Annotated in this window: 23 protein-coding genes and 1 pseudogene; 14 read left to right on the forward strand and 10 right to left on the reverse strand. The window is 72.3% G+C overall.

Features of this window, described 5'->3' with window-relative positions:
* Positions 1–105: 105 nt before the first annotated feature.
* A complete protein-coding gene (locus ACIBVQ_RS31930) occupies positions 106–1,347 on the reverse strand; it encodes a GNAT family N-acetyltransferase (protein ID WP_399182030.1) in 1,242 nt (413 codons plus the stop codon).
* Between the two features lie 58 nt (positions 1,348–1,405).
* Entirely contained in the window at positions 1,406–2,011 is a 606-nt protein-coding gene (locus tag ACIBVQ_RS31935; RefSeq protein ID WP_386196441.1) for a TetR/AcrR family transcriptional regulator, read from the reverse strand.
* 140 nt (positions 2,012–2,151) lie between these two features.
* On the opposite strand from ACIBVQ_RS31935, the gene ACIBVQ_RS31940 reads away from it, so the two are divergent.
* The gene (locus ACIBVQ_RS31940) at positions 2,152–3,330 is read left to right on the forward strand and encodes an FAD-dependent oxidoreductase (RefSeq protein ID WP_399182033.1); all 1,179 of its coding nucleotides are present in this window, start codon (positions 2,152–2,154) and stop codon (positions 3,328–3,330) included.
* A gap of 88 nt (positions 3,331–3,418) precedes the next feature.
* Here ACIBVQ_RS31940 and ACIBVQ_RS31945 read toward each other — a convergent pair whose 3' ends face one another.
* Entirely contained in the window at positions 3,419–4,066 is a 648-nt protein-coding gene (locus ACIBVQ_RS31945) for a response regulator (protein WP_399182035.1), read from the reverse strand.
* A complete protein-coding gene (locus ACIBVQ_RS31950) occupies positions 4,063–4,614 on the reverse strand; it encodes a sensor histidine kinase (protein WP_399182037.1) in 552 nt (183 codons plus the stop codon). The genes ACIBVQ_RS31945 and ACIBVQ_RS31950 overlap by 4 nt, the downstream gene beginning before the upstream one ends.
* 120 nt (positions 4,615–4,734) lie before the next feature.
* On the opposite strand from ACIBVQ_RS31950, the gene ACIBVQ_RS31955 reads away from it, so the two are divergent.
* The 3 genes from ACIBVQ_RS31955 (at position 4,735) to ACIBVQ_RS31965 (ending at position 7,409) form a co-directional block, all read left to right on the forward strand.
* Positions 4,735–5,121 (forward strand): hypothetical protein, encoded by a 387-nt coding sequence (locus ACIBVQ_RS31955; RefSeq protein ID WP_352013387.1) that lies wholly within the window; start codon positions 4,735–4,737, stop codon positions 5,119–5,121.
* Between the two features lie 202 nt (positions 5,122–5,323).
* Positions 5,324–6,493 (forward strand): serine hydrolase domain-containing protein, encoded by a 1,170-nt coding sequence (locus ACIBVQ_RS31960; RefSeq protein WP_399182039.1) that lies wholly within the window; start codon positions 5,324–5,326, stop codon positions 6,491–6,493.
* 76 nt (positions 6,494–6,569) lie between these two features.
* Positions 6,570–7,409 carry a pentapeptide repeat-containing protein gene (locus ACIBVQ_RS31965; RefSeq protein WP_399182041.1) on the forward strand — a complete coding sequence of 280 codons (840 nt, stop codon included), beginning with the start codon at positions 6,570–6,572 and terminating at the stop codon, positions 7,407–7,409.
* Here the strand turns inward: ACIBVQ_RS31965 and ACIBVQ_RS31970 are convergent.
* Complete coding sequence (locus tag ACIBVQ_RS31970; protein ID WP_399182043.1) at positions 7,387–8,313, reverse strand: LysR family transcriptional regulator; 927 nt, start codon at positions 8,311–8,313, stop codon at positions 7,387–7,389. The two genes, ACIBVQ_RS31965 and ACIBVQ_RS31970, sit on opposite strands and share 23 nt — an antisense overlap.
* A gap of 57 nt (positions 8,314–8,370) precedes the next feature.
* On the opposite strand from ACIBVQ_RS31970, the gene ACIBVQ_RS31975 reads away from it, so the two are divergent.
* Positions 8,371–9,702: an MFS transporter gene (locus ACIBVQ_RS31975; protein ID WP_399182045.1), complete on the forward strand. Its 1,332-nt coding sequence runs from the start codon at positions 8,371–8,373 to the stop codon at positions 9,700–9,702.
* Here ACIBVQ_RS31975 and ACIBVQ_RS31980 read toward each other — a convergent pair.
* Positions 9,668–10,315 (reverse strand): TetR/AcrR family transcriptional regulator, encoded by a 648-nt coding sequence (locus ACIBVQ_RS31980; RefSeq protein WP_399182047.1) that lies wholly within the window; start codon positions 10,313–10,315, stop codon positions 9,668–9,670. The genes ACIBVQ_RS31975 and ACIBVQ_RS31980 overlap by 35 nt on opposite strands.
* Positions 10,316–10,458: 143 nt before the next feature.
* Between ACIBVQ_RS31980 and ACIBVQ_RS31985 the strand changes: the two genes are divergently transcribed.
* The gene (locus ACIBVQ_RS31985; RefSeq protein ID WP_399182049.1) at positions 10,459–11,082 is read left to right on the forward strand and encodes an SRPBCC family protein; all 624 of its coding nucleotides are present in this window, start codon (positions 10,459–10,461) and stop codon (positions 11,080–11,082) included.
* Here the strand turns inward: ACIBVQ_RS31985 and ACIBVQ_RS31990 are convergent.
* Entirely contained in the window at positions 11,057–11,935 is an 879-nt protein-coding gene (locus tag ACIBVQ_RS31990) for a LysR substrate-binding domain-containing protein (protein ID WP_386196422.1), read from the reverse strand. The genes ACIBVQ_RS31985 and ACIBVQ_RS31990 overlap by 26 nt on opposite strands.
* 107 nt (positions 11,936–12,042) lie before the next feature.
* Here ACIBVQ_RS31990 and ACIBVQ_RS31995 point away from each other — a divergent pair, with 107 nt between their 5' ends.
* From ACIBVQ_RS31995 to ACIBVQ_RS32015, 5 genes are all read left to right on the forward strand, one after another.
* Positions 12,043–12,456 (forward strand): hypothetical protein, encoded by a 414-nt coding sequence (locus tag ACIBVQ_RS31995; RefSeq protein ID WP_386196420.1) that lies wholly within the window; start codon positions 12,043–12,045, stop codon positions 12,454–12,456.
* Positions 12,449–14,038, forward strand: a complete 1,590-nt coding sequence (locus tag ACIBVQ_RS32000; RefSeq protein ID WP_399182052.1) for a multicopper oxidase family protein — start codon at positions 12,449–12,451, stop codon at positions 14,036–14,038. Before ACIBVQ_RS31995 ends, ACIBVQ_RS32000 begins: the two co-directional genes overlap by 8 nt.
* Positions 14,039–14,075: 37 nt before the next feature.
* Complete coding sequence (locus ACIBVQ_RS32005; RefSeq protein WP_399182054.1) at positions 14,076–14,480, forward strand: hypothetical protein; 405 nt, start codon at positions 14,076–14,078, stop codon at positions 14,478–14,480.
* Between the two features lie 191 nt (positions 14,481–14,671).
* Positions 14,672–16,156 (forward strand): alpha/beta fold hydrolase, encoded by a 1,485-nt coding sequence (locus ACIBVQ_RS32010; protein ID WP_399182057.1) that lies wholly within the window; start codon positions 14,672–14,674, stop codon positions 16,154–16,156.
* A gap of 32 nt (positions 16,157–16,188) precedes the next feature.
* The gene (locus tag ACIBVQ_RS32015; RefSeq protein ID WP_399182059.1) at positions 16,189–17,046 is read left to right on the forward strand and encodes a serine protease; all 858 of its coding nucleotides are present in this window, start codon (positions 16,189–16,191) and stop codon (positions 17,044–17,046) included.
* Positions 17,047–17,181: 135 nt separating this feature from the next.
* On the opposite strand, the gene ACIBVQ_RS32020 is transcribed toward ACIBVQ_RS32015, so the two are convergent.
* Positions 17,182–17,925 carry a class I SAM-dependent methyltransferase gene (locus ACIBVQ_RS32020; RefSeq protein ID WP_362911918.1) on the reverse strand — a complete coding sequence of 248 codons (744 nt, stop codon included), beginning with the start codon at positions 17,923–17,925 and terminating at the stop codon, positions 17,182–17,184.
* A gap of 137 nt (positions 17,926–18,062) precedes the next feature.
* Between ACIBVQ_RS32020 and ACIBVQ_RS32025 the strand changes: the two genes are divergently transcribed.
* Entirely contained in the window at positions 18,063–18,653 is a 591-nt protein-coding gene (locus tag ACIBVQ_RS32025) for a hypothetical protein (protein ID WP_399182061.1), read from the forward strand.
* Between the two features lie 406 nt (positions 18,654–19,059).
* Here ACIBVQ_RS32025 and ACIBVQ_RS32030 read toward each other — a convergent pair whose 3' ends face one another.
* Positions 19,060–19,617 (reverse strand): winged helix-turn-helix domain-containing protein, encoded by a 558-nt coding sequence (locus ACIBVQ_RS32030; RefSeq protein WP_399182063.1) that lies wholly within the window; start codon positions 19,615–19,617, stop codon positions 19,060–19,062.
* A gap of 120 nt (positions 19,618–19,737) precedes the next feature.
* Between ACIBVQ_RS32030 and ACIBVQ_RS32035 the strand changes: the two genes are divergently transcribed.
* Positions 19,738–21,537, forward strand: coding sequence for an alpha/beta fold hydrolase (locus tag ACIBVQ_RS32035; RefSeq protein ID WP_399182065.1), 1,800 nt, complete (start codon positions 19,738–19,740; stop codon positions 21,535–21,537).
* A gap of 63 nt (positions 21,538–21,600) precedes the next feature.
* On the opposite strand, the pseudogene ACIBVQ_RS32040 reads toward ACIBVQ_RS32035, so the two are convergent.
* Positions 21,601–21,855, reverse strand: a pseudogene (locus tag ACIBVQ_RS32040) (alpha/beta fold hydrolase); the annotation flags it as partial.
* A gap of 163 nt (positions 21,856–22,018) precedes the next feature.
* On the opposite strand from ACIBVQ_RS32040, the gene ACIBVQ_RS32045 reads away from it, so the two are divergent.
* Positions 22,019–23,803: a DUF4132 domain-containing protein gene (locus ACIBVQ_RS32045; RefSeq protein WP_399182067.1), complete on the forward strand. Its 1,785-nt coding sequence runs from the start codon at positions 22,019–22,021 to the stop codon at positions 23,801–23,803.
* The last annotated feature ends 218 nt before the right edge of the window (positions 23,804–24,021 follow it).

Raw genomic sequence — 24,021 nt, forward strand, 5'->3', positions numbered from 1 at the left:
GGCACTCTGTGTGTCCGTTCGGTGACGCAAAGCTATCGACCGTGCCGCCATGACGGCCCGCACCACCGTCACGGCGGCGCGGCGCGGCCGTCGCGACGGTGGTGCTCAGAAAGCGGGAAAGGCCGGGCCCCCGGGATAGAACGGCTCCCCGGCGCCCCGGAAGGCCGCCGACGCGCGGGCCAGCGCGCCGGGCCGCAGTTCCTCGACGCGCCCGGCGCGGGCCAGTGTCTCCAGGGTCGTCCCGCCGAGGAAGGCCGCGCCCAGCTCGGCGGGAGTGAGGCGCAGGTCGGGGGCGGCGGCCGTACGCTCGCAGCCCGCCGTCCCGGTCTCGGCCCACAGCCGCAGACGGCCGGTGTTCCACGGGCAGAAGTCGTCGCGCACGTCCAGCACCACCTCAAGCGGCAGGGCGTAACGCCGTCCGGCCAGCGCCCGGGCGACGTCGACGAGCCGCACCCAGAGCCGGTCCACCTCGTGCGCGCGCACGGCGCGGGGGTCGGCCAGCAGGTACGGCAGGGCCTCGTCGGCCGCCCCCTCGTACTCGATCCACGGCACCAGGTCGATCCCGGCCAGGAAACGCCACAGCGCGGCGTAGGCCCGGCGGGTGACCGCGACGAGTTCCACGACCTGTACGGCACGCCCGCCGTCGCCGTGCCCGTCCTTGATCCGGTAGAGGGCGTATCCGTCGGCCCGGCCGCCGCTTTCGCGATGCACGGCGTGACGCAGGGCGGTGGCGCCCTCCCGGTCCTGCGGGCCGTCCGCCAGCCGTATGTCCCAGCAGTTGCCGGGGCGGTCGGGCCAGCCGACGGCGCCGGGGCGGACGCGCTCGTAGACCTCCTCGACCAGGGGCCGCGCCTCGTCCCGTTCCAGCAGCCGGATCCGCCCGTCCCCGAAGTCGGTGCCCGGCAGGAAGGCCATGGAGCGTTTCTCGCAGCGCAGCAGGGCTCCGCGTGAGGCCGGGCCGTAGCCGTACCGGCCGTAGATCGGGGCCTCCGAGGGGCGCAGCGCGGCGATCGGCTCGCCGCCGCCCTCGTACAGGTCGGTGAGCTGCCTGCGCATCAGGCAGGTCAGGACGCCGCGCCTGCGGTGGGTGGGGGTCACGCCGACCCAGGTGATCCCGGCCGTCGGCAGCACGGCTCCGGGAACGGTCAGCACACGGGTGCAGGCCGCGGTGCCGCCGATGATCCGGCCCTCGTCGAAGGCGGCGAGGGTGCGTTCCAGCTCGGTCGCGGACCGTTCGACGGCGAGGTCCTCCTCGGTCCGGTCCTCACCGTAGGTGTCGGAGACGACCCGGGCCCAGGTCTCGAACTCCTCGCCGGTGACGGGACGGATCGGGTAGGTGTCGGACACCGGACCTGTCTAACGGATCGGGGCGTCGCGGCGCGACCGCTTTTCCCGGGGTACGGCCTCAGGGTGTCCCGGCGGGGCCGGCCAGGCCGTACAGCAGCAGGTCGGTGAGGGTGTCGACGACCGTGTCGTCGCCGACGGGCTCGGCACGGGTGAGCATCGAGTATCCGAGCATGCCGAGCATGGCGCCCATCGCCGCCGCGACCAGCTCGGGGTCGCCGGGCAGCCGGTGGCCGCGTTCGCGCAGATACTCCAGGTGGTGGCGGAAGACAGCCGTCTCGGAGGTCAGGTCGTCCCATGCCCGGCCGTCGCCGGGACCCGCGCCGACGCGAGACTGGAACAGGGCCACCATGACGGCCCGATGCTCGCGGAAGACGCTCCAGGCGATCCGCAGGTGCTCGCGCAGCTGGTCGCGGTCGGTCAGGTCGTGCTCGCGCGGATGGCCGGCGCGCGCCACCTCCCGGTCGGCGCTGTCCTCCATCTCGGCCAGCAGTGCCCCGAGCAACTCCTCCCGGTCGGCGAAGTGCTCGTAGAAGGAGCCGGCCGAGCGTCCCGCCGCCGCCGCGATGTCGGTGATCTTGGTGTTGAGGAAGCCGCGCTCGGCGAACAGTCTCCTGGCGGCCTCAAGCAGCGCCGCCCTCGTCTCGGCCGCCTTCGCCTTGCGCACACCCGCCACCGTCACGCTCCGCCGTCTTCCCGCCCGCCCCCTCCGGGCGGGGTTGACAGCGGTCATCCTACCGAACACACTTTCACCAAATTCAGATTCAGTGAATCAAAGTTCAGTGAATGAGCATTCGGAGGTTGACGATGCGTGTCATCGTGATCGGAGCGGGCGTCGCGGGCTCCGCCGCCGCCCTGGCCCTGCGTCACATCGGCGCCGAGGTGACCGTGTACGAGGCCTACGCCGACCCCGCGGGCGACGTCGGCTCCTTCATCAGCCTGGCCGCCAACGGGCTGCGCGGCCTGGAGGCCCTCGGCTGCCTGCCCCGGGTCCAGCGCCTGGGTGTCGCCCTGCCCCGCCAGCGCATGTGGTCGGCCTCGGGCAGGCTCCTCGGCGACGTCCCCCGGGGCCGTCGCGGCGACGACCCGCTGCACAGCGTCACCCTGATGCGCGGTGCCCTGGTGGAGGCCCTGCGCGCCGCGGCCGCCGAGGCGGGCGCGGAGATCGTCACCGGGGAGCGCCTGACCGGCGTCACCGAGGCCCCCGGGGTCGTCACCGCCGGTTTCCTCGACGGCCGCCGCGACAGCGCCGACCTGCTCGTGGCCGCCGACGGCATCTGGTCGCTCGTGCGCGGCGTCCTGGACCCGGCCGCGCCGCGCCCGCGCTACGCCGGCCTGTACTGCGTGTCCGGTGTCTCCGCCGACGCGCGGGGCCTGGGTGTCGAGCCCGGCGTCTTCAACATGACCTTCGCCCGCAACGGGGCCTTCATCCACCTGGCCGCGGGCGACGGCACGGTGTGGTGGTCGGCCCAGATCGCCGACCCGCGACAGCCCCGCCTCGACGACGCCGCCGGAGCCGGCGCCGGATGGCTACGTGAGACCGCCGCGCTGTACCGGCGCGAGCCGGTCCCCTCGGCGGTCCTGGCCGCCGCCGCCGGCACCCACCCCACCGTGCTCATGCACGCCCTCGGCCCGGTCCCCATCTGGCACGGCGGCCGCAGCGTCCTCATCGGCGACGCCGCCCACCCGGTGGGCGCGGGCCAGGGGGCCTCCATGGCCGTCGAGGACGCCCTGGTCCTGGCCGCCGCGCTGCGCGGCCGGGCCCCGTCGGACGTTCCCGGGGCCCTGGCCCGCTACGACGCCGCCCGCAGGCCCCGCGTCACCAGGCTCCTGGGCGCGGCCAAGGACAACCGCGAGGCCAAGAAGGCCGGCCCCGTGGCCCGCCGGGCGCAGGCCGCCGCGATGCGCATGTTCCTGCCGCTGTTCTACGACAGGAGCACCGCCTGGCTCCACGGCCACGACCCCGCCGCCGTCGTCGTCGGGTGAACGCCGCGTCAGGACGGGGGGAAGGACGGTGCCGAGGATCGTCTCGCGGAGCCGGCGACCGGGGGTTCGTCTTCGGGTGCCGCGCCGGTCAGCCGAGGCCGGCGTCGTGGACGAGGATGGCCGCCTGCACCCGGTTGGCCAGGCCCAGCTTGGCCAGCACCCGGCTGACATGCGCCTTCACCGTCGCCTCCGTCAGCCGTAGCTCCCGCCCGATCTCGGCGTTCGACAGGCCGCGTGCCACCGCCCTGATCACGTCCTCCTCCCTGGCGGTCAGCGCCGCGAGCCGCCCGCGCGCGGACTCGGCCCGCGAGGGAGCCCTGTCGACGAACGAACCGATCAGCCGCTTGATGACCGTGGGGGACAGCATGGCCTGCCCCGCCGCGATCGTGCGGACGGCGGCCGCCAGATCACGCGGCGGGGTGTCCTTGAGCAGGAAGCCGACGGCGCCCAGCCGAAGCGCCTCGTGGACGTGGTCGTCCAGGTCGAACGTGGTGAGCATGATCACCTTGGGCGCCTCGGGGGCGGCGAGCACACGGGCGGCGGCGCTCAGCCCGTCGGTGCCCGGCATACGCACGTCCATCAGGACGACGTGCGGCCTGAGCCGGGCCGCGGCGCCCACGGCCTCGTCACCGTCACAGGCCTCGCCGACGACCGTCATGTCGCCCGCCGCCTCAAGTATCATCCGCAGCCCGGCCCTGACCAGTGCCTCGTCGTCGGCGATCAGCACGCGGATCATGCCGTGGGGATCCCGGCCAGCACCTGGAAGCCGCCCTGCGCCCGCGGCCCCGCCTCCAGCCTGCCGCCGACCAGTTCGACGCGCTCACGCAGCCCGACCAGGCCCCATCCGGAGCCGGGCAGGCCGCCGTCCGCCGTGGAGGGCCGGTTGCGGACGAGGACCTCCAGCTCGGTGGCCCGGTAGCGGAGGTGAACCTCGGTCTCGGCGCCGCCCGCGTGCTTGTGCACGTTGGTCAGCGCCTCCTGGACCACCCGGTAGGCGGTGCGCTCGGCGGTCGGCGCAAGCGGGCGTGCCTCGCCCTCGTCGTGGCGGCTGACCACGCTGCCCAGGGCCCGCGACTGGTCGAGCAGCCGGTCCAGGTCGGCCAGCGTGGGCTGCTGGCCGCGTACCGGATCGGATGAGCGCAGCACGCCGAGCACCTCCCGCAGGTTCGTCAGCGCCTGCCTCGACCTGCACCTCAAGGGCAGGCGCCAGCCCTTGCTGGACAGGCCGTCGGGAGATTTTCCCGAGGTGAGGATCTGGTAGACGGCCCGGTGCCCCGAGACCACACCGGACGGGTCGATAGCCGAAAGTAGCCGGTCGGATACATACGGCGAACAGCCGTTTACTGCAGGATCCCAAGCGGCAACACCAGCCCCACCGGGAACATCTCAAGGAAAGCGGTTCACATGCGCATCGGCAGCAGGATCGTCACCTTCACCGTCACCGTCGTCAGCACCGGCGGCCTGACCCTGGCCGCCCTGACCACCCCGGCCCTGGCCGCCCCCGCCCCCCACACTCAGGCCGCCGTCGGCGGCGGGTACTGGGCACGCGGATGCGACGCGGGACGAGCGTGCATCGAGCTCTCGGGCGGACGCCAGGGCGCGGGCGGGTCGTGGTGGAACGTGGACGGCTGCGGCTATCACACGATCAATGACCACTACAGGCGGGGCAGCGCCCACGGAAACGGTTTCGACGTCATCTACGCGGACCAGAGATGGGACCGCGTGCAACCCTGGTCCAGCCGGCCACTGGACCCCGGCAACCTCGTCACGGGCGTCAACGTCCTCTGCTGAGCCACAAGCCGTCCGGGCTCGGATCACATGGCCGAGCCTCGGAGGCGCAACCTGGCCGGTCGGCGGTCAGCGCCTCCACCGAGCGGGGCGAGATCAACCGATCTAATAACATAACGGGCGAAATGCACTGATCACCGCAATCTATGCGTGCCGCCTGGGCGGGAGACTCCACCGGCACATGCCCGGGAAAGCGAGCGCACCCATGAACGTCAACGGCTTCACGGCCCCCGGCTACGAAGGCGTCGCCGAGGCCTTCACCCGTAACTTCACCGGTTCCGCCGAGGTGGGCGCCGCGTTCGCCGCCTACCACGACGGGCGGCTCGTCGCCGACCTGTGGGGCGGCAGCGCCGACCCGGACAGCGGCGCCCCCTGGCGGCGCGACACCCTGCAGCTGGTGTTCTCCGGAGCCAAGGGGCTCATCGCCGCCTGCGTGCTCCTGCTGGCCGAGCGCGGGCGGCTCGACCTCGACGCCCCCGCCGCCCGCTACTGGCCCGAGTTCGCCGCCGCGGGCAAGTCCGCCATCACGGTCACCCAGATCATGTCGCACCAGGCCAGGCTCCCCGGCGTCCGGGAGAGCTTCACCACCGGCCAGTTCCTGGACCCGGTCTTCATGGCCTCCCTGCTGGCCGCCCAGGAGCCGCTCACCGACCCCCGTGCCGCCTTCGTCTACCACCCCCTGACCTACGGCTGGCTCGCCGCCGAGCTCATCCGCCGCGTCGACGGCCGCAGCGCGGGCACCTTCTTCGCCGAGGAGTTCGCCCGCCCCCTGGACCTCGACGTCTGGATCGGCGTGCCCCGCGAGCACCACCACCGGGTGGCCACCACGCACGTCGCCCCCGGCTTCGTCTTCGCCGACCCCGACGCGCCCCCGACCGGAGACCCGCTGCGCGACCTGGCCCGCAACCCCATCTCCGTTCCCGACGCCCCCGCCCTGTGGAACAGCGCCGGCTTCCGGGCCGCCGAGCTGCCCGGGGCGGGCGCCCACGGCACCGCCCGTTCCCTCGCCCGCTTCTACGCCTGCATGGCGCGCGGCGGCGAACTGGACGGCGTCCGTGTCCTGAAGGAGACCACCCTCAAAAACGGCCGCAGGCTGCTCAGGCACGGCATCGAGCCCCTCTGGAACAGCCCCATGGCCTACGGGACCGGCTTCGAGCTGCAGACCGCGGCGGCGATCTTCGGCCCGGCACCGGACGCCTTCGGGCACGCCGGCATGGGGGGCTCGCGCCACGCCGCCTGGCCGGCCGAACGCGTCGGGTTCTCCTACGCCACCAACCAGCTCCGGTCGGCGCCCAGCCCCGACCGGCGTCCTCTGCGGCTGCTCGACGCCCTGCACGCCGCCGCGAACTCCCCCGCCGATCCCGCCGGTCGTTGAGCGGCCCGGCCCGGGCCCTTCGCCGGGTCGGCTAGGGTGCCCTGAGGCGACATCTCACAGGGGAGAACACAGCACGTTGTCCGGCGACCACGCTCATCCCAGCCCTACGACCGCGACCGACCCGCGTGATCTGCGCGCCGACTGCGCGAGCTGTTTCGCCCTGTGCTGCACCGTCCCGGCCTTCTCCGCCTCCTCCGACTTCGCCATCGACAAGCCCGCGCACCAGCCCTGCCCCAACCTCGGCGCCGACTTCCGCTGCGGCATCCACTCCTCCCTGCGCCGGCGGGGTTTCGCGGGCTGCACGGTCTACGACTGCTTCGGCGCCGGGCAGCGGGTCTCCCAGGTGACCTTCGGCGGGCGTGACTGGCGTTCCTCCCCCGGTACGGCCAGGCGGATGTTCGAGGTCTTCCCCGTCATGCGCGACCTGCACGAACTGCTGTGGTACCTGACGCAGGCCCTCGCGCTCCCCGGCACCGCCCCCGTCCGCGACGCGCTCACCGAGGCGCGGGCCGCCCTCGAAGCGCTCACCCGGGAGTCTCCGGAGGTCCTCGCGCGGACCGACGTCATGGCGCGGCGCACGCAGGTCAACCCCCTCCTGCAGCGGGCCAGTGAGCTCGCCCGCGCGAACGTCCCCGGCCCCCGCAGGGACCACAGGGGCGCCGACCTCATCGGCGCGAAACTCAAAGGGGCCGACCTCAGGGGCGCCAACCTGCGCGGCGCCTACCTCATCGGCGCCGACCTGCGCGGCGCGAACCTGACCATGGCCGACCTCACCGGGGCCGACACCCGCGGCGCCGACCTGCGCGGCGCCGACCTCGCCGGGAGCATCTTCCTCACCCAGGCCCAGCTCGACGCCGCCAGGGGCGACGCGGCCACCGGCGTCCCCGCCTCCCTCACCCGTCCCGCCCACTGGTGAGGACCTCCCCCTGGGGGAACAGCGCCCGTACCTGCCCGCGCAGCCAGGCGTGCGCCGGATCGGCGTCGTGACGCCGGTGCCAGGCCTGTGAGACGGCCATCTCCGGCAGGTCGAGCGGGATCGGGAAGGTGACCAGCCCCAGGGCGTCGATCATGGGCGCCGACATGCGGGCGGGCGCCATGCCGACCAGGTCGGACCCGCGTACGGCCAGCAGGACGGCGGTGAACGTCGGCACCGACCCGACGATCCGCCGCCGCAGCCCCCGCTCGGCCAGCGCCGCGTCGACGGGCCCCGCCGTACGGCCCCGGCGGGAGGAGACGACGTGCTCGGCGGCGGCGAAGCGCTCCGGGGTCACCGGGGAGCCGAGCAGCCGGTGGCCCGGCCGTACGACGCCCACCCCGTGGTCGTCGACCAGCGGCTCGACACGCGTCTCCGGTGAGGGGTCGGAGATCACCGCGATCTCCAGGTCGGCCGTCCCCTCGCGCAGCGCCCGCTGGTCGCCGTGCCCCTCCGGGACGAACCGCAGCCGGATCCCCGGCGCGGCGGCGCCGACGCAGGCCAGCAGGGGGGCGCAGACGGTGGTGGCCACCGCGTCCGACAGCAGTACGACGAAGTCGCGCCTGAGGGTGGCCGGTTCGAAGACGGCGGGTGTGAACACCCGCCGCGCCCCCTCGACGAGGCTGCGCACCTCGGCCCGCACGGCCAGCGCGCGCGGTGTGGGAACCATCCGCTGACCGGACCTGACCAGGACGGGGTCGCCCATCGCCTGGCGGATCCGGCCCAGGGTGCGGCTCATGGCCGGTTCGGACAGTCCCAGCCGCAGGGCGGCCCCGGAGACGCTGCACTCCTCAAGCAGGGCGTCCAGGGCGATGAGAAGGTCCAGACTTGGTTGCGTTTGGCGCATATACCTCATGATAAATATGCATTTGAGGTTAGGTATGGGTCTTTTTACCGTGGCCTCGTGAACCGAACCTCCATCGTGATGTGCGCCGCGTCGGTCCTCGTGGTCTCCCTCGTCGCCGCGGTGAATCTCGCCCTGCCCGCCCTGACCGGTGCCCTGCACCCCGCCGAGAGTCAGCTCGTCTGGATCGTCGACGCCTACGTCCTGGTCTTCGCCTGCTTACTGATCCCGATGGGGGCGGCCGGGGACCGTCTCGGCGGCAAGGGCGTGCTGCTGACGGGCCTGGCCGTCTTCGCCGCCGGGAGCCTCGCCGCCGCCCTCGCCCCGCACACCGGTGCCCTGATCGCCGCCCGCGCGCTCAGCGGAGCGGGCGCCGCCATGATCATGCCCGCCTCGTTGTCCATCACCGTGGCCTCCCACCCGCCGCAGCGGCGGGCCCACGCCGTCGGCCTCTGGAGCGCCGCGAGCGGCGCCGCCGGGGTCGTCGGCAACGTCGGTGGCGGGCTGATCATCCAATACCTGCCCTGGCAGGCTCTCTTCGCCGTCCCCGCCCTGCTCGCGCTGCTGCTGGCCGGGGTCACCGGCCTGCTCGTCCCGCGTCAGCCCCGCCGTGCGGCCGCCGTCGACCCGGTGGGCACCGGCCTGCTCGTCCTGGGCTGCCTGGCCCTGGTCTTCGCCATCATCGAGGGCCCGGAGGCGGGCTGGACGTCCGCCGTCGTCCTGGGCGCCTTCGCGACCGCCGCCGTCGTGCTCACGGGATTCGTCCTGCACCAGCTGCGGATCCCCCGCCCGCTGCTGGACCCCCGGCTCTTCGCCCGGCGCGAGCTGCGGGCCGGGGCCCTCGGCGTGAGTGTGCTGTTCTTCGGGCTCTTCGCCCTGTTCTTCGTCAACGCCCGCTTCCTGCAGGAGGAGCGCGGCCTGTCGCCGATGGTGACGGGCCTGGCCATCCTGCCCCTCGTGATCCCCATGGTCGCGCTGTCCGGGCGGCGGGCGCCGACGCTGCCCGCCGTGGCCGGCGGCCTGGCGTCCGTGGTGGCCGGGCTGGGGTGGCTGGCCTGGGCGACGACCCTGCCCTACCCCCTCTACGCCGCCGGGCTGGTCCTGGTGGGCGCGGGCATGGGGCTGGCCCTGCCCGCGCTGTCCACCCAGATCATGGCCGGGCTGCCCGCGGGGCGGGCCGGGCTCGGCTCCGGGCTCAACAGCGCGGCGCGTGAACTCGGCAGCGCCGTGGGCGTGGCGGTCATGGGCACCGCGCTGGCCACCTCGGGCCTGCGGGCGGGCCTGGTGATCGTGGCATTGTGCGTCGCGGCGGGCGCGGCGCCCGTGGTGGGCTGGCTCAGGGCGGGCACACGCGCGCTCAGCGCCCCAGCAGGTGGTCCACTTCGGCCGTGAAGAGCAGGCCGGGATCGAACCCCATCCCCGCGAAGTGCCCGGCCAGTTCCAGGGACAGGACGCCGTGCAGCCGGGTCCACAGGACCAGGGCCCGGTGCAGGACGGCGGGCGGGGCGGGGTGAGCACCGGCCCATTCGCGGTGGCCGGCCAGGTGCTCCTCGAACGGCGCCGCCGGGCCGTCCGGCACGGACTCCGCGCAGGCGTCGAGCAGCATTCCCATGATCTGCGATGAGATGACCGTGATGTCGCCGGGCGCGTGGTAGCCGGGCACGGGGGTGCCGTAGATGAGCAGGTAACGCTGGGGGTCGGCGAGGGCCCAGCCGCGGACGGCGTGCGCCAGCGCCTCCAGCCCGGCCCCCGCCTCGGAGAGCGGGCGCAGGGTGTCGGCCAGGCTCCGGTAGGCGTCGCCGACGAGCTCGGTGATCAGCTCGTCGCGACCGGCGTAGTAGCGGTAGAGGGCGGGCCCGCTCATGCCCATCCGTTTGGCGATGGCGTTGAGCGAGAGCGCGGAGGCCCCCGCCGTGGCGATCTGCTCCCACGCGCACTCCTTGATCTCCGCGCGCACCTGGGCGCGGTAGCGCTCCCTGGGGCTCCTCGCGTCCGTCTCCGCCAAGGCCTCCGCCTTTCCACCCCACCGACAGGGCTACACCATCAAGGGATAGTTAGAACTTATCACGAATCCCGTTGACACCCTCCTCGCGGCTTGGTTATAACTTCTAACGAAAGCACGTACTTCTATCCGGTTCGGAGGAACCCGTGTCCCGCGCTCTCGCCGTCCTCGCCGTCCCGCTCACCGTCACCGCCCTGCTGGCGGGCGGCGCCCCCGCCGTGGCCGCCCAGCCAGGCCCCGTCCCCCACTGCCGGGGAGAGGGCCTCGACCCCGCCGCCCGCATCCGCCACCAGGCGGACATCCTCATCAAGGCACCCCTGAGCAGGGTCTTCGCCCTCCAGGCCGACGTGGAGCGCTGGCCCGGCTGGCAGGCCCCCGTCCTCACCGCCGAACGCCTCGACCCCGGCCCCCTGCGCGCGGGCTCGCGTTTCCGGTGGACCACCCCGGCCCCCGCCACCGCCACGACCCCGGCCACCGTCCTGCGCATCACCTCCACCGTCCGGCGGATCCAGCGCGACACCTGCATCCTGTGGAGCGGGCCCGCCGTCGGCGACGGCGTGCGCATCGACCGCGGCACCCACCTGTGGACCTTCACCAGGGTCAAGGGAGGCGTCCGCGTCCACACCGAGGAGACCTGGACCGGCCCCCAGGTCGAAGCCGACGTCCCCACCTCGACCGCGATCCTCGGCGCGGGCCTGCAAGCCTGGCTGCGCGACCTGAAGACCACCGCGGAGAGGCACCGGGTCACCCCGCCCAGTCCCATCCGGTGATCGCCGAACGCATCAGGCGCGCCGCGCCCGACAGATGACCGTCGGCCGCCCAGAACAACGTGAGCGTGCGGCGGCAGTCGGGGCTGTCGACCGCGATCCACACCAGCGGCACACTCCACACGGCCCTCCGCGCGAAAGCCGGGACGAGCCCCACGCCGAGCCCCGCGCCGATCAGATCCGCGATCGCGCCGGACTCGTCCGCCTCACAGACCACCCTCGGCGTGAGCCCCCTGGCCGCGAAGAGCCGCTCCAGCAGCCGCCGCTGCCAGTGCCCCCCGCGGGCGGCCACGAAGGACTCCCCGGCGAGCTCCTCGATCCCGACCGAGGCGCGTCCCGCCAGCCGATGGCCGGACGGCACCGCCAGCCCGACCTCCTCCTCCAGCAGACGGGCCGACTCCAGCCCGTCGGCGTGGATCGGCTGCGAGGCCACACACAGGTCGACCTCCCGGGCCCGCAGATGGCGCCCCATGTCCTCGGCCGGCATCCAGCGAAGCTCGGTCTCGACGCGAGGATGGGCCCGCTTGTAGGCCGCCAGCGGACCGGTGAGGGTCAGGAACGTCTCCGACGCCAGCCGTACGGCGCCCAGACCCTCACCGGCCGCCTCGGCCACCGCCCGCCTGCCCGCCTCCAGCTCGCCCAGGCACCGCTCGGCGTACCCGCGGAAAAGCCTGCCCGCGTCGTTCAGCCGGAGCCTGCCGCTGCGATCGAACAACGGCGCGCCCAGCTCTCCCTCCAGCCGGGCGATCGTCCGGCTCAGCGACGGCTGGGCGACGCGGAGCTCCTCCGCCGCCCGGCTCAGGTGCTCAAGCCGCGCCACCACCAGGAACTGCCTGAGCGCGTTCAGCTCCATCATGCCCCCCAAGGCATAACACCATAGCAATATTGATCTTGGACAGGATAACCCGCATCCCATAGTTTCGGGGGCGCCACGACACCTGCGAACAGAACGAGAAAAACCTCATGACCGAAACCGTGCCTCGGACGACCCCCACGGGGTGGGCACTGCGCGTCCTCGCCGGCGCGCACACCGTGGCGATCATCGGCCAGCCGGTGTTCGCCGGAACCTACCTCACCGGCGACTACGACAGCCTCCACCTGCACGCCGTCGGCGCCGACGTCGTCACCTCCATCGGCTACCTGCAGATGATCGCCGCGCTCACGGCCTGGATCCGGCTGCGCCGGGCCTGGCCCTTCCTCGCCACCACGGCGGTGGTCGCCGCCGAAACCGTCCAGTACCTCGCCGGGCTCGACGGCGCGCTGTGGCTCCACATCCCCCTGGGGGTCATCACCGTCACCGCGCTCACCGTCCTGTTCGTCGCCCTGTGGCTGCGCCCCCTCACCGGCCCCCGGCCACGGACCGTCCGCCATGCCTGACGACATCACCCGGCGGCGGCTCCTGGGCATCGGCGGGACCCTCGGCCTCGCCGCCGCCGCCGGACTGACGACCTCGGCCGCCCTCGCCCGCCGTCCCGCCGTCACCGGCACCGAACTGCGCAGCGCCCTGCCGCTGCCGCCGCCCTTCCAGGTGCCCCTGCCCGTCCCCGCCACGCTGGCCCCGGCAGGCGCCTCCGGCGGCACCGACCACTACGAGATCACCCAGCGCGAGACGACCGCGGAGATCCTCCCCGGCGTCAGGACCCCGCTGTGGACCTACGAGGGCACCTTCCCCGGCCCCACCATCGAGTCACGCCGCGGCCGCCCCGTCACCGTGACCCACCACAACACCCTGCCCGTACCGACCGTCGTCCACCTCCACGGCGGGCGGACCGCCCCGGAGTCCGACGGATACCCCACCGACCTCGTCCTGCCGGCGCACTGGCCGCAGACCACGCACGCCGCGCACGACGCGGGCGCCCACACCATGCACGACCCGCGGGCGGCCGTCACCAGGCTGAGCCGGGACTACACCTTCCCCCTCGACCAGCGCCCCACCCTCCTGTGGTACCACGACCACCGCATGGACTTCACCGCCCCGGCCATCTGGCGCGGCCTCGCCGGGCTGCACATCATCCGCGACGAAGCCGAGGACGACCTCGGCCTGCCCTCCGGAGCCCGCGAACTCCCCCTCATGATCACCGACCGCGCCTTCTCCGCCGACGGCACCCTCACCTACCCCTCCCTCGATCCCACCCTCCGCCTGCGGCCCGGCGTGCGGGACCCCTATCTCGCCGGAGTCCTCGGCGACGTCATCCTTGTCAACGGCGCCCCCTGGCCCGTCCACGAAACCGACACCGCCCGCCACCGCCTGCGCGTCCTGAACGCCTCCAACGCCCGCCACTACGAACTCGAAGCCGTCACCGACACCGGGCGCCGCCTCCCCCTCGTCCAGATCGGCGCCGACCAGGGACTGCTCGCCGCCCCCGTCACCCACCACGCCCTTCCCGTCGCCCCGGCCGAACGCTACGACGTCGTCGTCGACTTCACCGGCCTGCCGGTCGGCAGCCGCGTCAAACTTCTCAACCGCCTCGGCACCGGCCGCACCCGCGACGTCATGGCCTTCCGCATCACCCGCGCCACGACCGACGACAGCCGCCTCCCCCCGGTCCTGTCCACCGACCTGCCGTCCTGGCGCCCCTCGGACGCCGCCGTGACCCGCGAGTTCTCCTTCCGCGCCGGGCGGACGCACGGCGGGCACGGGTGGCTCATCGGCGGCCTCCCCTTCGACCCCGCCCGCTCCGACGTCACCGTCCGCCTCGGCGACGTCGAGATCTGGCGGCTGATCGCCGACGTCCACCACCCCGTCCACCTCCACCTGGTCGGCTTCCGGGTGCTCTCACGCAACGGCCGCCCGCCGCTGCCCCACGACGCGGGCCTCAAGGACACCGTCTCCCTGCGCCCCGGCGAGGCGGTGGAGATCATCACCCGCTTCGACGGCTACCGGGGCCGCTACCTCTTCCACTGCCACAACGCCGAACACGAGGACATGGCGATGATGGCCAACCTCGAAATCGTCTGACCCGCGCACAGGCCGCGGGCGTGACTATCGTTGCGGGGTGAACACCCCCGCGGCCGAGACCGACGTCGACGACGACCTGGTCCGCCGCCTGATCCGCCTGCAGCACCCGGACCTGGAGGGCCCGCTCACCCTCGTCGCCAACGGCTGGGACAACGTCGTCTACCGCCTCGGGGAGGACCGGCCCGCGCCGCCCGACGCGCCGCGCAACCCTGTCCGAGGCGTCCCGCTCGCCGCCCGCGACCAGGTGGTACGGCAACGCCTGTCGTCCATCCCCCGATCGGCCGGGCTCCTTCCCCTGTGGGAGAGACTGGCCGCCCTGCCGCCCTGGCAGGGGCCCGCCCTCTGGCTCCGCGGCGACCCGCACCCGGGAAACCTCCTCATCGGCGGGGACGGCCTGGCCGCCGTCGGCGACCACGTCCTCCACCAGGTGACTCTCCCCTAGGAATCGAGCCTCACCGGCTCACCGCGGGGGACGACGCCCTGCGCGGATACACGGCCGATACACGGCCGCGCGGTCACCGATACGAGGCCGCTGCGGCGTGGAGATCTTCGCCCCCCAGGGTGGGCGGCGTGCGCCCGAAGGCGTGCCCCGCGCGTTCGGAGGCGCGGGCAGGACCGTCGAAAGGTTCGACCGTGTTCAGCATCCGTGCACTACCGGGCAAACGCCTGACACCCGTGGCGATCGCGTGCCTGACCGGCCTGGCGAGCCTCGCAACCGCCGGCGTGGCCGGCGCCCACGCCGCCGAAGAACCTCTGACCTGGCGGAAATGCGCCCAGGCGGCCAAGAACTGGCCCGTCGCCGGCGACACCAGGACCGAATGCTCCACGCTGACGGTTCCCATGGACTACGCCAACCCGCAGGGCCGGAAGATAAAGATCGCCGTGAGCAGGATCAAGGCCACCGACCCGGGCAGGCGCCGCGGTGTGCTGGTCATCAGTCCCGGCGGCCCCGGCGTCACCAACATCGACGCGCCGGCGACGTACGCCGTCGGCGGGCTCGGCACGCTGGCCGCCGACCACGACCTGATCGGGTTCGACCCCAGAGGCGTCGGCTACAGTGACAAGATCAAATGCGACTGGGGGGATCCGCCGTCCGCCACGTCCGCCACCTCCCCCAAGGCGCAGGCGAGGGCCGCGTTCGACCAGGACGCCGCGTACAACAAGCGGTGCGCCGCCAAGGACCCCGGCTTCGTCCGGCAGCTGACCACCACGAACATAGCGCGCGACGTCGACGCGATCCGCGCGGCCCTCGGCGAATCGAAGATCAACTTCTACGGGGTGTCCTTCGGCACCGCGGTGGGCCTGAACTACCGGTCGCTGTTCGACGACAGGGTGAACGCGATGTGGGTGGACTCGGTGATGCCGCCCGTCATCGACCTGGCCGCCATGGACGCCTCGGCGGACGCGCTCAACGAGAGACGCTTCACCGCGTTCGTCCCGTGGCTGGCCCGGCACGACACCGAGTACCACTTCGGGACGACCGACGCCATGGTCCGCAAGACCATGTTCACGCTGCGTGACAAACTCCACCGCAAACCCCGCAAAATAGATGAAAACACCGTGATCAACGGTGAATGGGTCAGCCAACTCCTCGGGGGAGGACCGGGAAGCTGGGTCGCCTCCGCCAGAGACCTGGCCACCGTCCGTGAAGGCGGCGTCCCGCTGTCCGCGTCCCCCGGCCCGGGACCCGCGAAGACGTTCGGCTTCGACGACACCTCCCTGGGCCTGAACCTCATCCAGTATCAGGCGATCTTCTGCAACGAAGGCGTCGGCGGCCGCGACTTCGAACAGATGTGGGCGGCCGCGCAGGCCAGGAAGACCACCTTCCCCGCGACCGGCGGCTACTTCGAACGCAGCGGCTGGTGCGGGCAGTGGCCATGGCCCGCACGCCCGTGGAAACTCGTCAGGGGAACCAGCCCGCTGCAACTGTCCGGCCACCTCGACGAGGACGTCACACCGTACGCGTGGGCGGTTGAGGCGTGGAAAGCCGTCGGCGGGACACTGCTGACCGTCCAGGACGGCGCGCACGCCTCACTGCGCCGGCTGCCCTGCGCCTCGAAGGTGATCGACTTCTTCCGCACCGGCCGCACCGCCACGGGCACCTGTCCCGGCGCGTGACGACCGCGACCCCTCCCACGAACGGATCCACGATGCGCACGTTCCGGCGAATCGGCGCGACACTGAGCGCCCTCCTCCTCAGCCTCACCCTGCCGACGACGCCCTCCGCCCAGGCGGCGGCCACGGACTTCACCGGCACCGCCGTCGCAGGCGGCTGCTCGGGATCACTGGTGCGGGCCCCGGCCACCACGGCCGACGACAAAGCCCTCGTCCTGACCAACGGGCACTGCTACGAGGGCGCGTGGCCGGTGCCGGACGAGGCCCTGGTGGACCAGCCGTCCCATCTCCTGATCGACCTGCTCGGCCGCGAAGGCGAACCGGCGGTCACCCTGCACGCGGCCAGAGCCGTCTACGTGACCATGACCGGCACCGACATCGCGCTGTACCGGCTGGAGACCACCTACCGGCAACTGGAACGCGACCACCGCCTCCGGCCGCTCACGATGTCGACGGACCGTCCCGCACCGGGCACGGACATCCGGGTGATCTCCGCAGGCACGAAGAAGATCTTCTCGTGCGGAATCGACACGCTGGTCTACCGGGTGCTGGAGGTGGGCTACATGACCAAGGACGTCATCCGTTACACCCCGCGGTGCGACACCGGCCCCGGCACCTCCGGATCCCCGATCGTCGACGCCGGAAGCGGCAAGGTCGTCGGCATCAACAACACCAGCAACCGCGACGGCCGCCGGTGCACGCTGGACAACCCCTGCGAGATGAACCGCGACGGCGCCGTCAGCGTGCGCAAGGGCGCCTCCTACGGAACCCAGACCTACCAGCTCGCCGCCTGCGTGGCAGCGGGCAACGAACTCGACCTGGAACGCCCCGGCTGCACGCTGCCCAGGCCGGGCACGCGATCCGCGGACCCCCACACGGCTCCGGACGCCTGACGGGCTGCGGAGCGGCCACGAGCGACCCACGACGTGGCCCTGGCGCGACCCTTGGCCGGACGGCCAAGGGCCGCGCACCCGAAGCGCGCAGAGACGACGACGGTGGCGCCGGAAGAAACCGGTCAGGCCCGGCGGTCAGCCTGTTCGCTGAAGCAGGAGAGTGACGAAGCCCAGAACCCCCCGGTAACCGTGCAGCCACATGGCGCGATGCTCCAGGGCGGCCGCCCGGACCGCTTCGGCGTCCGGGCCGGGGTTCTCATTGGCCCAGCGCAGCAACGTCCCCGTCCAGGACCACTCGTAGTCATCCCATTCCGACAGGTCGCTGGTGTACGCGTAAACCGTGTCGAAACCAGCGGACTCGGCGGCGGCGACCGTACCCGGCAGGTCGAAATACTCCGACGGCTCCGCACCCAGCCGGGCGAGTGCCTCCGGCGTCGGCGCGCACTCCCAGAACCCCTCACCGACGAGCGCCAGCCCGTTCGGCCGCAGATAGCGCCGAACACGTTCGACGGCCGGGCCAAGACCCCCGAACGCGTGCGTCGCCCCGACGCAGATCACCAGGTCGTAGCGCTCGGCCACCGGGAAATCCGCAGCCGGCCTCTCGTGCAGCCGGACACGCTCCCAGACGCCCTGGACCTCGGCGTGCCCCTCGGCCGCCTTGAGCGCGTCGGCGGAGATGTCGACGCCGTCGGCGGTCGCGTCCTCGTAGAGCGCGAGCGCACGCAACGTCCACGCCGCCTCGCCGCAGCCGAGGTCCAGGATCCTCGCCCCCTCGGGCAACCGGGCCCGGCGCAACAGCCGGGTCACCTGCGCGCCGGAGACCGGCGCGGCGATGGGGTGGTCACGATGAGCGAGATGACTGATGAGCTGACGTTCCATGGCACCAATCTGTCCCATCCCCACAGACGAGACCACACATTTCCGGCCCGACCCCGGAGGGCACCGGCCGGAGGCGGCACTCGAAACACTTCAGAAGGCCGCGAACCTCCGGCCCGCCCGCCGCATCCAATCCGTACGTGAACACAATCACGAAGGCACTCACGATCGCCGCCCTGTCCGCGACCTCCGCCGCGACGCTGCTCACCGGCCCCTCCGCCCACGCCGCCGCGGGGAACACCACCGCCTGCCCCACCCCGAGCAAGGCGGAGATCAAACGCTCCCACGACTCCAGGATCGACAAGCCCGCCAGAGGCGCGGGAGCCATCAAGGGCGTGCGCATCGGCTACATCCCCAAAGGCTTCACCTACGGCGGAGTGGTGGCCGGCAGGCACAACGGCGTCACCGAATACGGCTACCAGTGGGGAGACAACCGGGCCAACGCCGACCCCAAGCAGCGCAGCCTGTGGGTACGCGTGCTCTGCTGGCCGGACGCCAGGAGACTCACCGACCTGAAGCGCCTCCCCGTGACCTACGGAACCTTCGCCGAAGACGCGAAGACCACGACGATCGGCGGCCGTCGAGCACTGACGAAGCAAGGCGACGGCGCGCTCGGCGACGGGCGGTACGTCGGCTGGATCGAACGAGAAGGAACCGTCATCACCGTGATGGCCGGCACACCGCTCGTCCCCGACCTCAAAAAGATCGTCGCCGGCGTCCGCCTCCTCTGACGCGGTGACCGGCTCACCGGCCGGCTTGGAGGAAGCGCTGGTCGCCGTCCTGGTGACGATGCCGACCGGCGCGATCCGCCGGCCCCGTTCGAGCCGCACCTGGGAGCACTGGAAACCCCTCGCCTGCGGCGCACGCCGACCGGCGCCCCGCACGGCCGGAGCGATCTCATCGTCCGCCGATGCCGTGCCGCCGCAATCGGCGTCGGCCAGGACGAGGCCGTGCCTTTGGAGATGAGCGCGCCGGGCGCGCTCTCGCCACCGGCTGCCGAGTCCCCAGGCGAGCCGGTCCGCACCGCCGTACGGGCTCTCCCGGCCCGTCACCGAACGCCGATCGGGGGTGCTCGCACACCGCGCCGGGATCCCTGCCAAGGCCGCTCGCCTGGGGCTCACGGCGCCCGGCGCCCGCTCACACGTCGGGATAGGCCATGAACACGGTGTTGACGGTGCGGGCGCCCTCGTCCGGCTCCTCACCCGAGTACTTCATCAGCAGCGCCACGTACTCCTCGAAGAACGCCTCCAGCCGGCCCAGCGACACGCGGATGCTCCCCCGCGAGTAAGGGAACGCGTCGTCCCAGCCGTCCTGGCCTGAGGTGTCGGCCAGAGCCTGCTGGAACTGCTGGATGTCGGCGGCGAACGCCCGCGTGTTCATCTCGTCCAGCACGGCACGCGTCTTGGCGTCCTGCCGGCTGCGCCGGGGGAACCGGAAGTCGGCCATGACGAAGCGCCACCACCGCTCCCGCCCGTGCCCCCTTGCCGGCGCCTCCTCGACGAAGCCGTGTTTGGCCAGCTCACGCAGGTGGTAACTGGTGGCACCGGTGTTGAGGTCGAGCTCGCGGGCGAGCGTGGCCGACGTCGCGGGCCCGTGCTTGTAGAGGTGGTCGAGGATGCGCCGCCGCCGGGGGTGCGTGAGCGACGTCAGAGCCTCCAGGTCGGTGACCTCATGACGCGCGGGCTCTCCAACCATGGTCGACAAACTAGCTGTGCACAATCCGTTGTGCAACTTTCGCCGCCCTGACCTGGCCGGACGCCCCCAGCAGTGCACAACCCGTTTGCACAATCCATTGTGCACAGTCATTGTGTACTCATGAACCTTGCCTGGAAGGCCCTCCTTGCGGCCGGAGCGACCCTGACCGCCCTGCTGCCCACCCCCGCGGCGCACACCCGCTCATGCGCGGAAGCGACAACCCCCTGCCACGGCGAACTCCGCGTCCCCCTCGACTGGTCGAACCCCGGCGCGGAGAAGATCTCCGTCGCCTACCTGTGGATCCCCCGCGGCGACCGCAGCCGCCCACCCCTGACCACCGCGATCGCCAACGGCGGCGGCCCCGGACCACTCGACCCCTCCTACGCCGGGCTCGCCAAGACACTGCTCGGACCGCTGTCCGACCGGGTCGACATCCTCATGGTCGAACCACGCGGATTCGGCGAATCCTCGCCGCTGTCATGCCGCGGGCTCGACATCACCCGGCCGAACACAATCGAAGCGTGCGCCCACCAGATCGGCGACAGGGGCGGATTCTTCACCTCCGGCCAGGCCGCCGCCGACCTCGACACCGTCAGAGCCGCACTCGGCGTCCGTGACGTCACCTTCGTCGGATCCTCCTACGGCACACTGCTCGGGCAGGCCTACGCCACCCGCTTCCCCAAGCACCTGCGCGCCATGTTCCTCGAAAGCGTCATCGGCACCGGCGAGGACGGCTACGCCGAACAGGGCTTCCGCAACCAGCAGAAACTGGGCCTCAAAGCCCTGCGAAACGCGTGCCGCCGCTCACCCGCCTGCGCCAGGCACAACCCCGACCCGGCCGCCCTGTGGGACGAACTACTGAAACGACTCCGCGCCCAGCCCGACCCGAAGCTACCCATCGGCCAGACCGGCCACCTGCTCACCGCCGCCGCCAACCCCGACGCCAGATCCACCTTCGCCGCGGCGAACGCCTACCTCAAAGACGACCCGGCCCCACTGCGCCGCCTGATGAACCGCGCCACGCCACCCCCGCCCGACAGATCCCCCGCACCGGCCCTGTTCACCTACTACTGCGGCGACACCAGATTTCCCTTCGACCGCGACGCCCTCACCGCCGAACGCCTCCGGCAACTCAACGCCTACGCGCGACGCCACCACCTCTACGCGCCCTACCGGCCCTCCGAAGTCACCGGACCGGTCGCCGACTGGACGCGACAGTGCGCCCACTGGCCCACCCCACGCCAGAGCCCGCCGGTCACCGGCCACCGGCCGAACGTCCCCGTCCTGGCGATCAGCGGCCAGTTCGACTCCGACACCTCCCCGCTCGACGCCACCTCCGTGGCCGCCCGCCACCCCAGGGGACACGCCTACACCGTGCCCTTCGGAGGCCACGGCCAGCTGTTCGGATCCAACCCGCTCGGCGCATGCCTGCAGGGCGTCCTACGCTCCTTCATCGCCGACCCCACCACGCCGGCGCACCCTGACTGCACCGCGGAGAACTACCGGCTGCTCGGCGACTTCCCCACACAGGCACGCGAGCTGGCCACGCCGTACGGCCACGAACTGAGCGACAGGCAACGCCGGACCGTGGCAGCGGCCTTCGCGACAGCCGCCGACGCGATCGCGCCCCTCAACCCGACCTCCCTCACCCCTGCGCCCCAAACCGAACCCGGCCTGCGCGGCGGCCGTATCCTGCGAACCGAAGGCGGGCCGACCACCCTCCACCAGGTCCGGTACGTCAAGGACGTCCAGGTCTCCGGAACCATCCGCCTCAACCCGAAAACCGCAACCGCGACCCTCACCACCGCGTCCGGGAACCGCCTGTCGCTGAGCTGGCGGCCCTTCCACGCAGAAAACCAGACCGAAGTCCACGGCGAACTCGACAACGAACCGTTCACCGTGCGAATCCCCACCCGGTAACCCCCTCACCCCGCCGCTCCACGACAGGTGCAAGAACGCACGAAGCCGCCGCCCAAGACCACGGCCACGGGGGCCGGGCAGCATATCGGGGTGCCGGAGCGCGAGACGCCATCCGATGAGGGCGCCGTCGTCCTGGACATAGAGGGCGTAGCGGTCAAGGCCCAGATGTTCGAGCAGTCCGGAGGTGAGTTCGGCGAGGGCGTCGAAGGTGTAGGCGAACTCCCCCGCGAAAGGGGAGGCCGAGTGGCCGAAGCCGAGGTGGTCCGGCGCGATGACATGGTAGCGGTCGGCCAGCAGCGGGATGAGTTCGCGGAACACGAACGAGTTGGCGGGGTAGCCGTGCAGCAGGACGATCGCGGGGGCGTCGGCGGGGCCGGCCCGGCTGTTGGGACAGGCTCAGTGCGATGGTGATGCTCCTGGACGGCCGCGACGACCTGGCCACCGTCCCGGCGGTCCTTCATCGTGCGACTACGATCACCAGGTGACGTGCGCGGGAAATTGGGACCATCTGGAACCGGCTACCAAGGAGGCCTACCAGCGCTTCGACGCCCTCACCGAGCAGGGCCTCGACCCCGGCCCTGACACCGACTGGCGCCTCTACGGCACCTACGCCCACACCAAGCTCTGGCTCAGCCCGCAGGGCGGCCACGACTACGACGAGCGCGTCCTGCGCCTGGTCCGCACCGTGGCCGCGCGCGCCGTCGACTGGACTCCCGGCGACGCCTGGAACCTGGCCGAACGCGCCGGATACTGGGCCCGCCAAGGCCACACCCGCCACGAGGAGCTCTATCGGATTCCGCTGTCAGCCGCCCACCTGCTCCATCCGCAACAGCGCCGCGACCTGTTCGGCCACCTGACAGACCTCGGAGAGCTCCAGCCGCTCCTGGAGAGCCTGCTCACCGAAGACGGCCCAGACGGTGCGGTCAGGAACGTGATCGGGGAGGCCGACCCCTTCGCCACGATACTGGCCGAGGAGTACGGCCTCCGCCTGGCCGGAATGCTGCCGCTGCTACGTCACTGGGCCACCGCTGACACACCGGCCCCAGGCGACGGCTGGTTGCCGGTCGTCTGCGACCTGCTCACTCCTGAGGCCGTCACCCTGGTCCACGAGCTGGTCACTCGCCTGGCCGCCTACCGGGGCGGCCCGTTCGTCTGCCATCACGCCGACATCAGCTGGAGCGAGGACCGCTTCCTGAAGGGCCAGACCGTTTCGATGGCGCGCGGCCTGATCTGGACCTGCGAGGTCATTGACGAACCCTGGGTCCCGTCGCTGCTCGCCGACGCCGCCGTCACCTGCGGCACCGGCCACGACGGCCCCGGCTCCACCTGCCGCAGCGAGACCGTCGCCAACGGGGCTGTCGGCGTGCTGGCCCGCCGGGGCGGGCCCGAGACAGTCACACCACTGGCGCTCATTCAGGCGCGGGTGCGGGCGGCGTCCGTACAAGAGAACGCCACTCGCGCACTCGATGCGCTCGCCGACGCGGCGGCGCTGACCCGCGACCAGTTCCTCGACCGCGCTCTGCCCGCCACCGCCGCCACGCCCAGAGAGGTCGAGCAGGCGCACACGGCCGCGCGCCACCGCCTGGAGCAGGCGCTCATCCACCAGCGTGAATGGACCTGGCGTGAGGTCGGTGAACATCTCCTCGACCACCCCGTCACCGGCCCCGACGCACGCACCCTGGTGTGGCGGACCCCCGGCGGCCCCTCTGGCCTGCCCGTCAGAACCGTCGACGGCTGGGAACTGGCCGGGCACCGCCCCGAGGGCCCTGTCACGTTGTGGCACCCGGCCGACGCAAGCGCCGAGGAGGTGAGTGCGTGGCGCGAGAGGGGTCTGGCGCAGCCGTTCGAACAAGTCCTCCGCGAGGTGTACGTGAAAGAGCCGGGCCGTGTCGCCGGTCATGTCGTGCGTTACGACCTGGCCCGGACGGAACTGATCCGGCACGGATGGACCGGCGTGTCGATCGGCTACTGGGAGCACGACTGTCACGAGGGGCAGGGCGAGGTGGTGCGCGACCTCGCGGGCTGGCAGGCCCGCTGGCTCCTGCGCGTCGTCGAGGGCATGTCCGACGAGGGCTGGGGCCTGGACGCGCTGTGCGCGACCAGCCCGATGACCTTCCACCGCGACGGCCAGAAGGTGCCCGCGGCGTCGGTGCCGCCACGGGTGCGGTCGGAGATCCTCCGGGAGGCCGACCTCACAGTCGCCGCCGCTTCGGCCGGCCCGGACGCCCAGCACCTGGTTGATTATTACGACGGATATTGGCACTAGAAGTCATGCGGCACCAACACGACGGGCACGTCGCCCAGCCACCTGGCCAGGCGCCCGGGGCTGTCGAAGTCGTCGAGCGAGACGGACGGCGCATGGCACATGCCCCTCCAACCACACGCCCCACTAGGAGCTGTTTAGAGTTCGGATCATGTGGTTGAGGTAAGGAGCTTCAGCCACATGATCGAGCCTCGGAGGTAGAGCCCGGCCTCGTAGCTTTC

The organism is Streptosporangium sp. NPDC049376 (assembly GCF_044466505.1).
In the GTDB taxonomy this organism is placed as follows: Bacteria; Actinomycetota; Actinomycetes; order Streptosporangiales; family Streptosporangiaceae; genus Streptosporangium.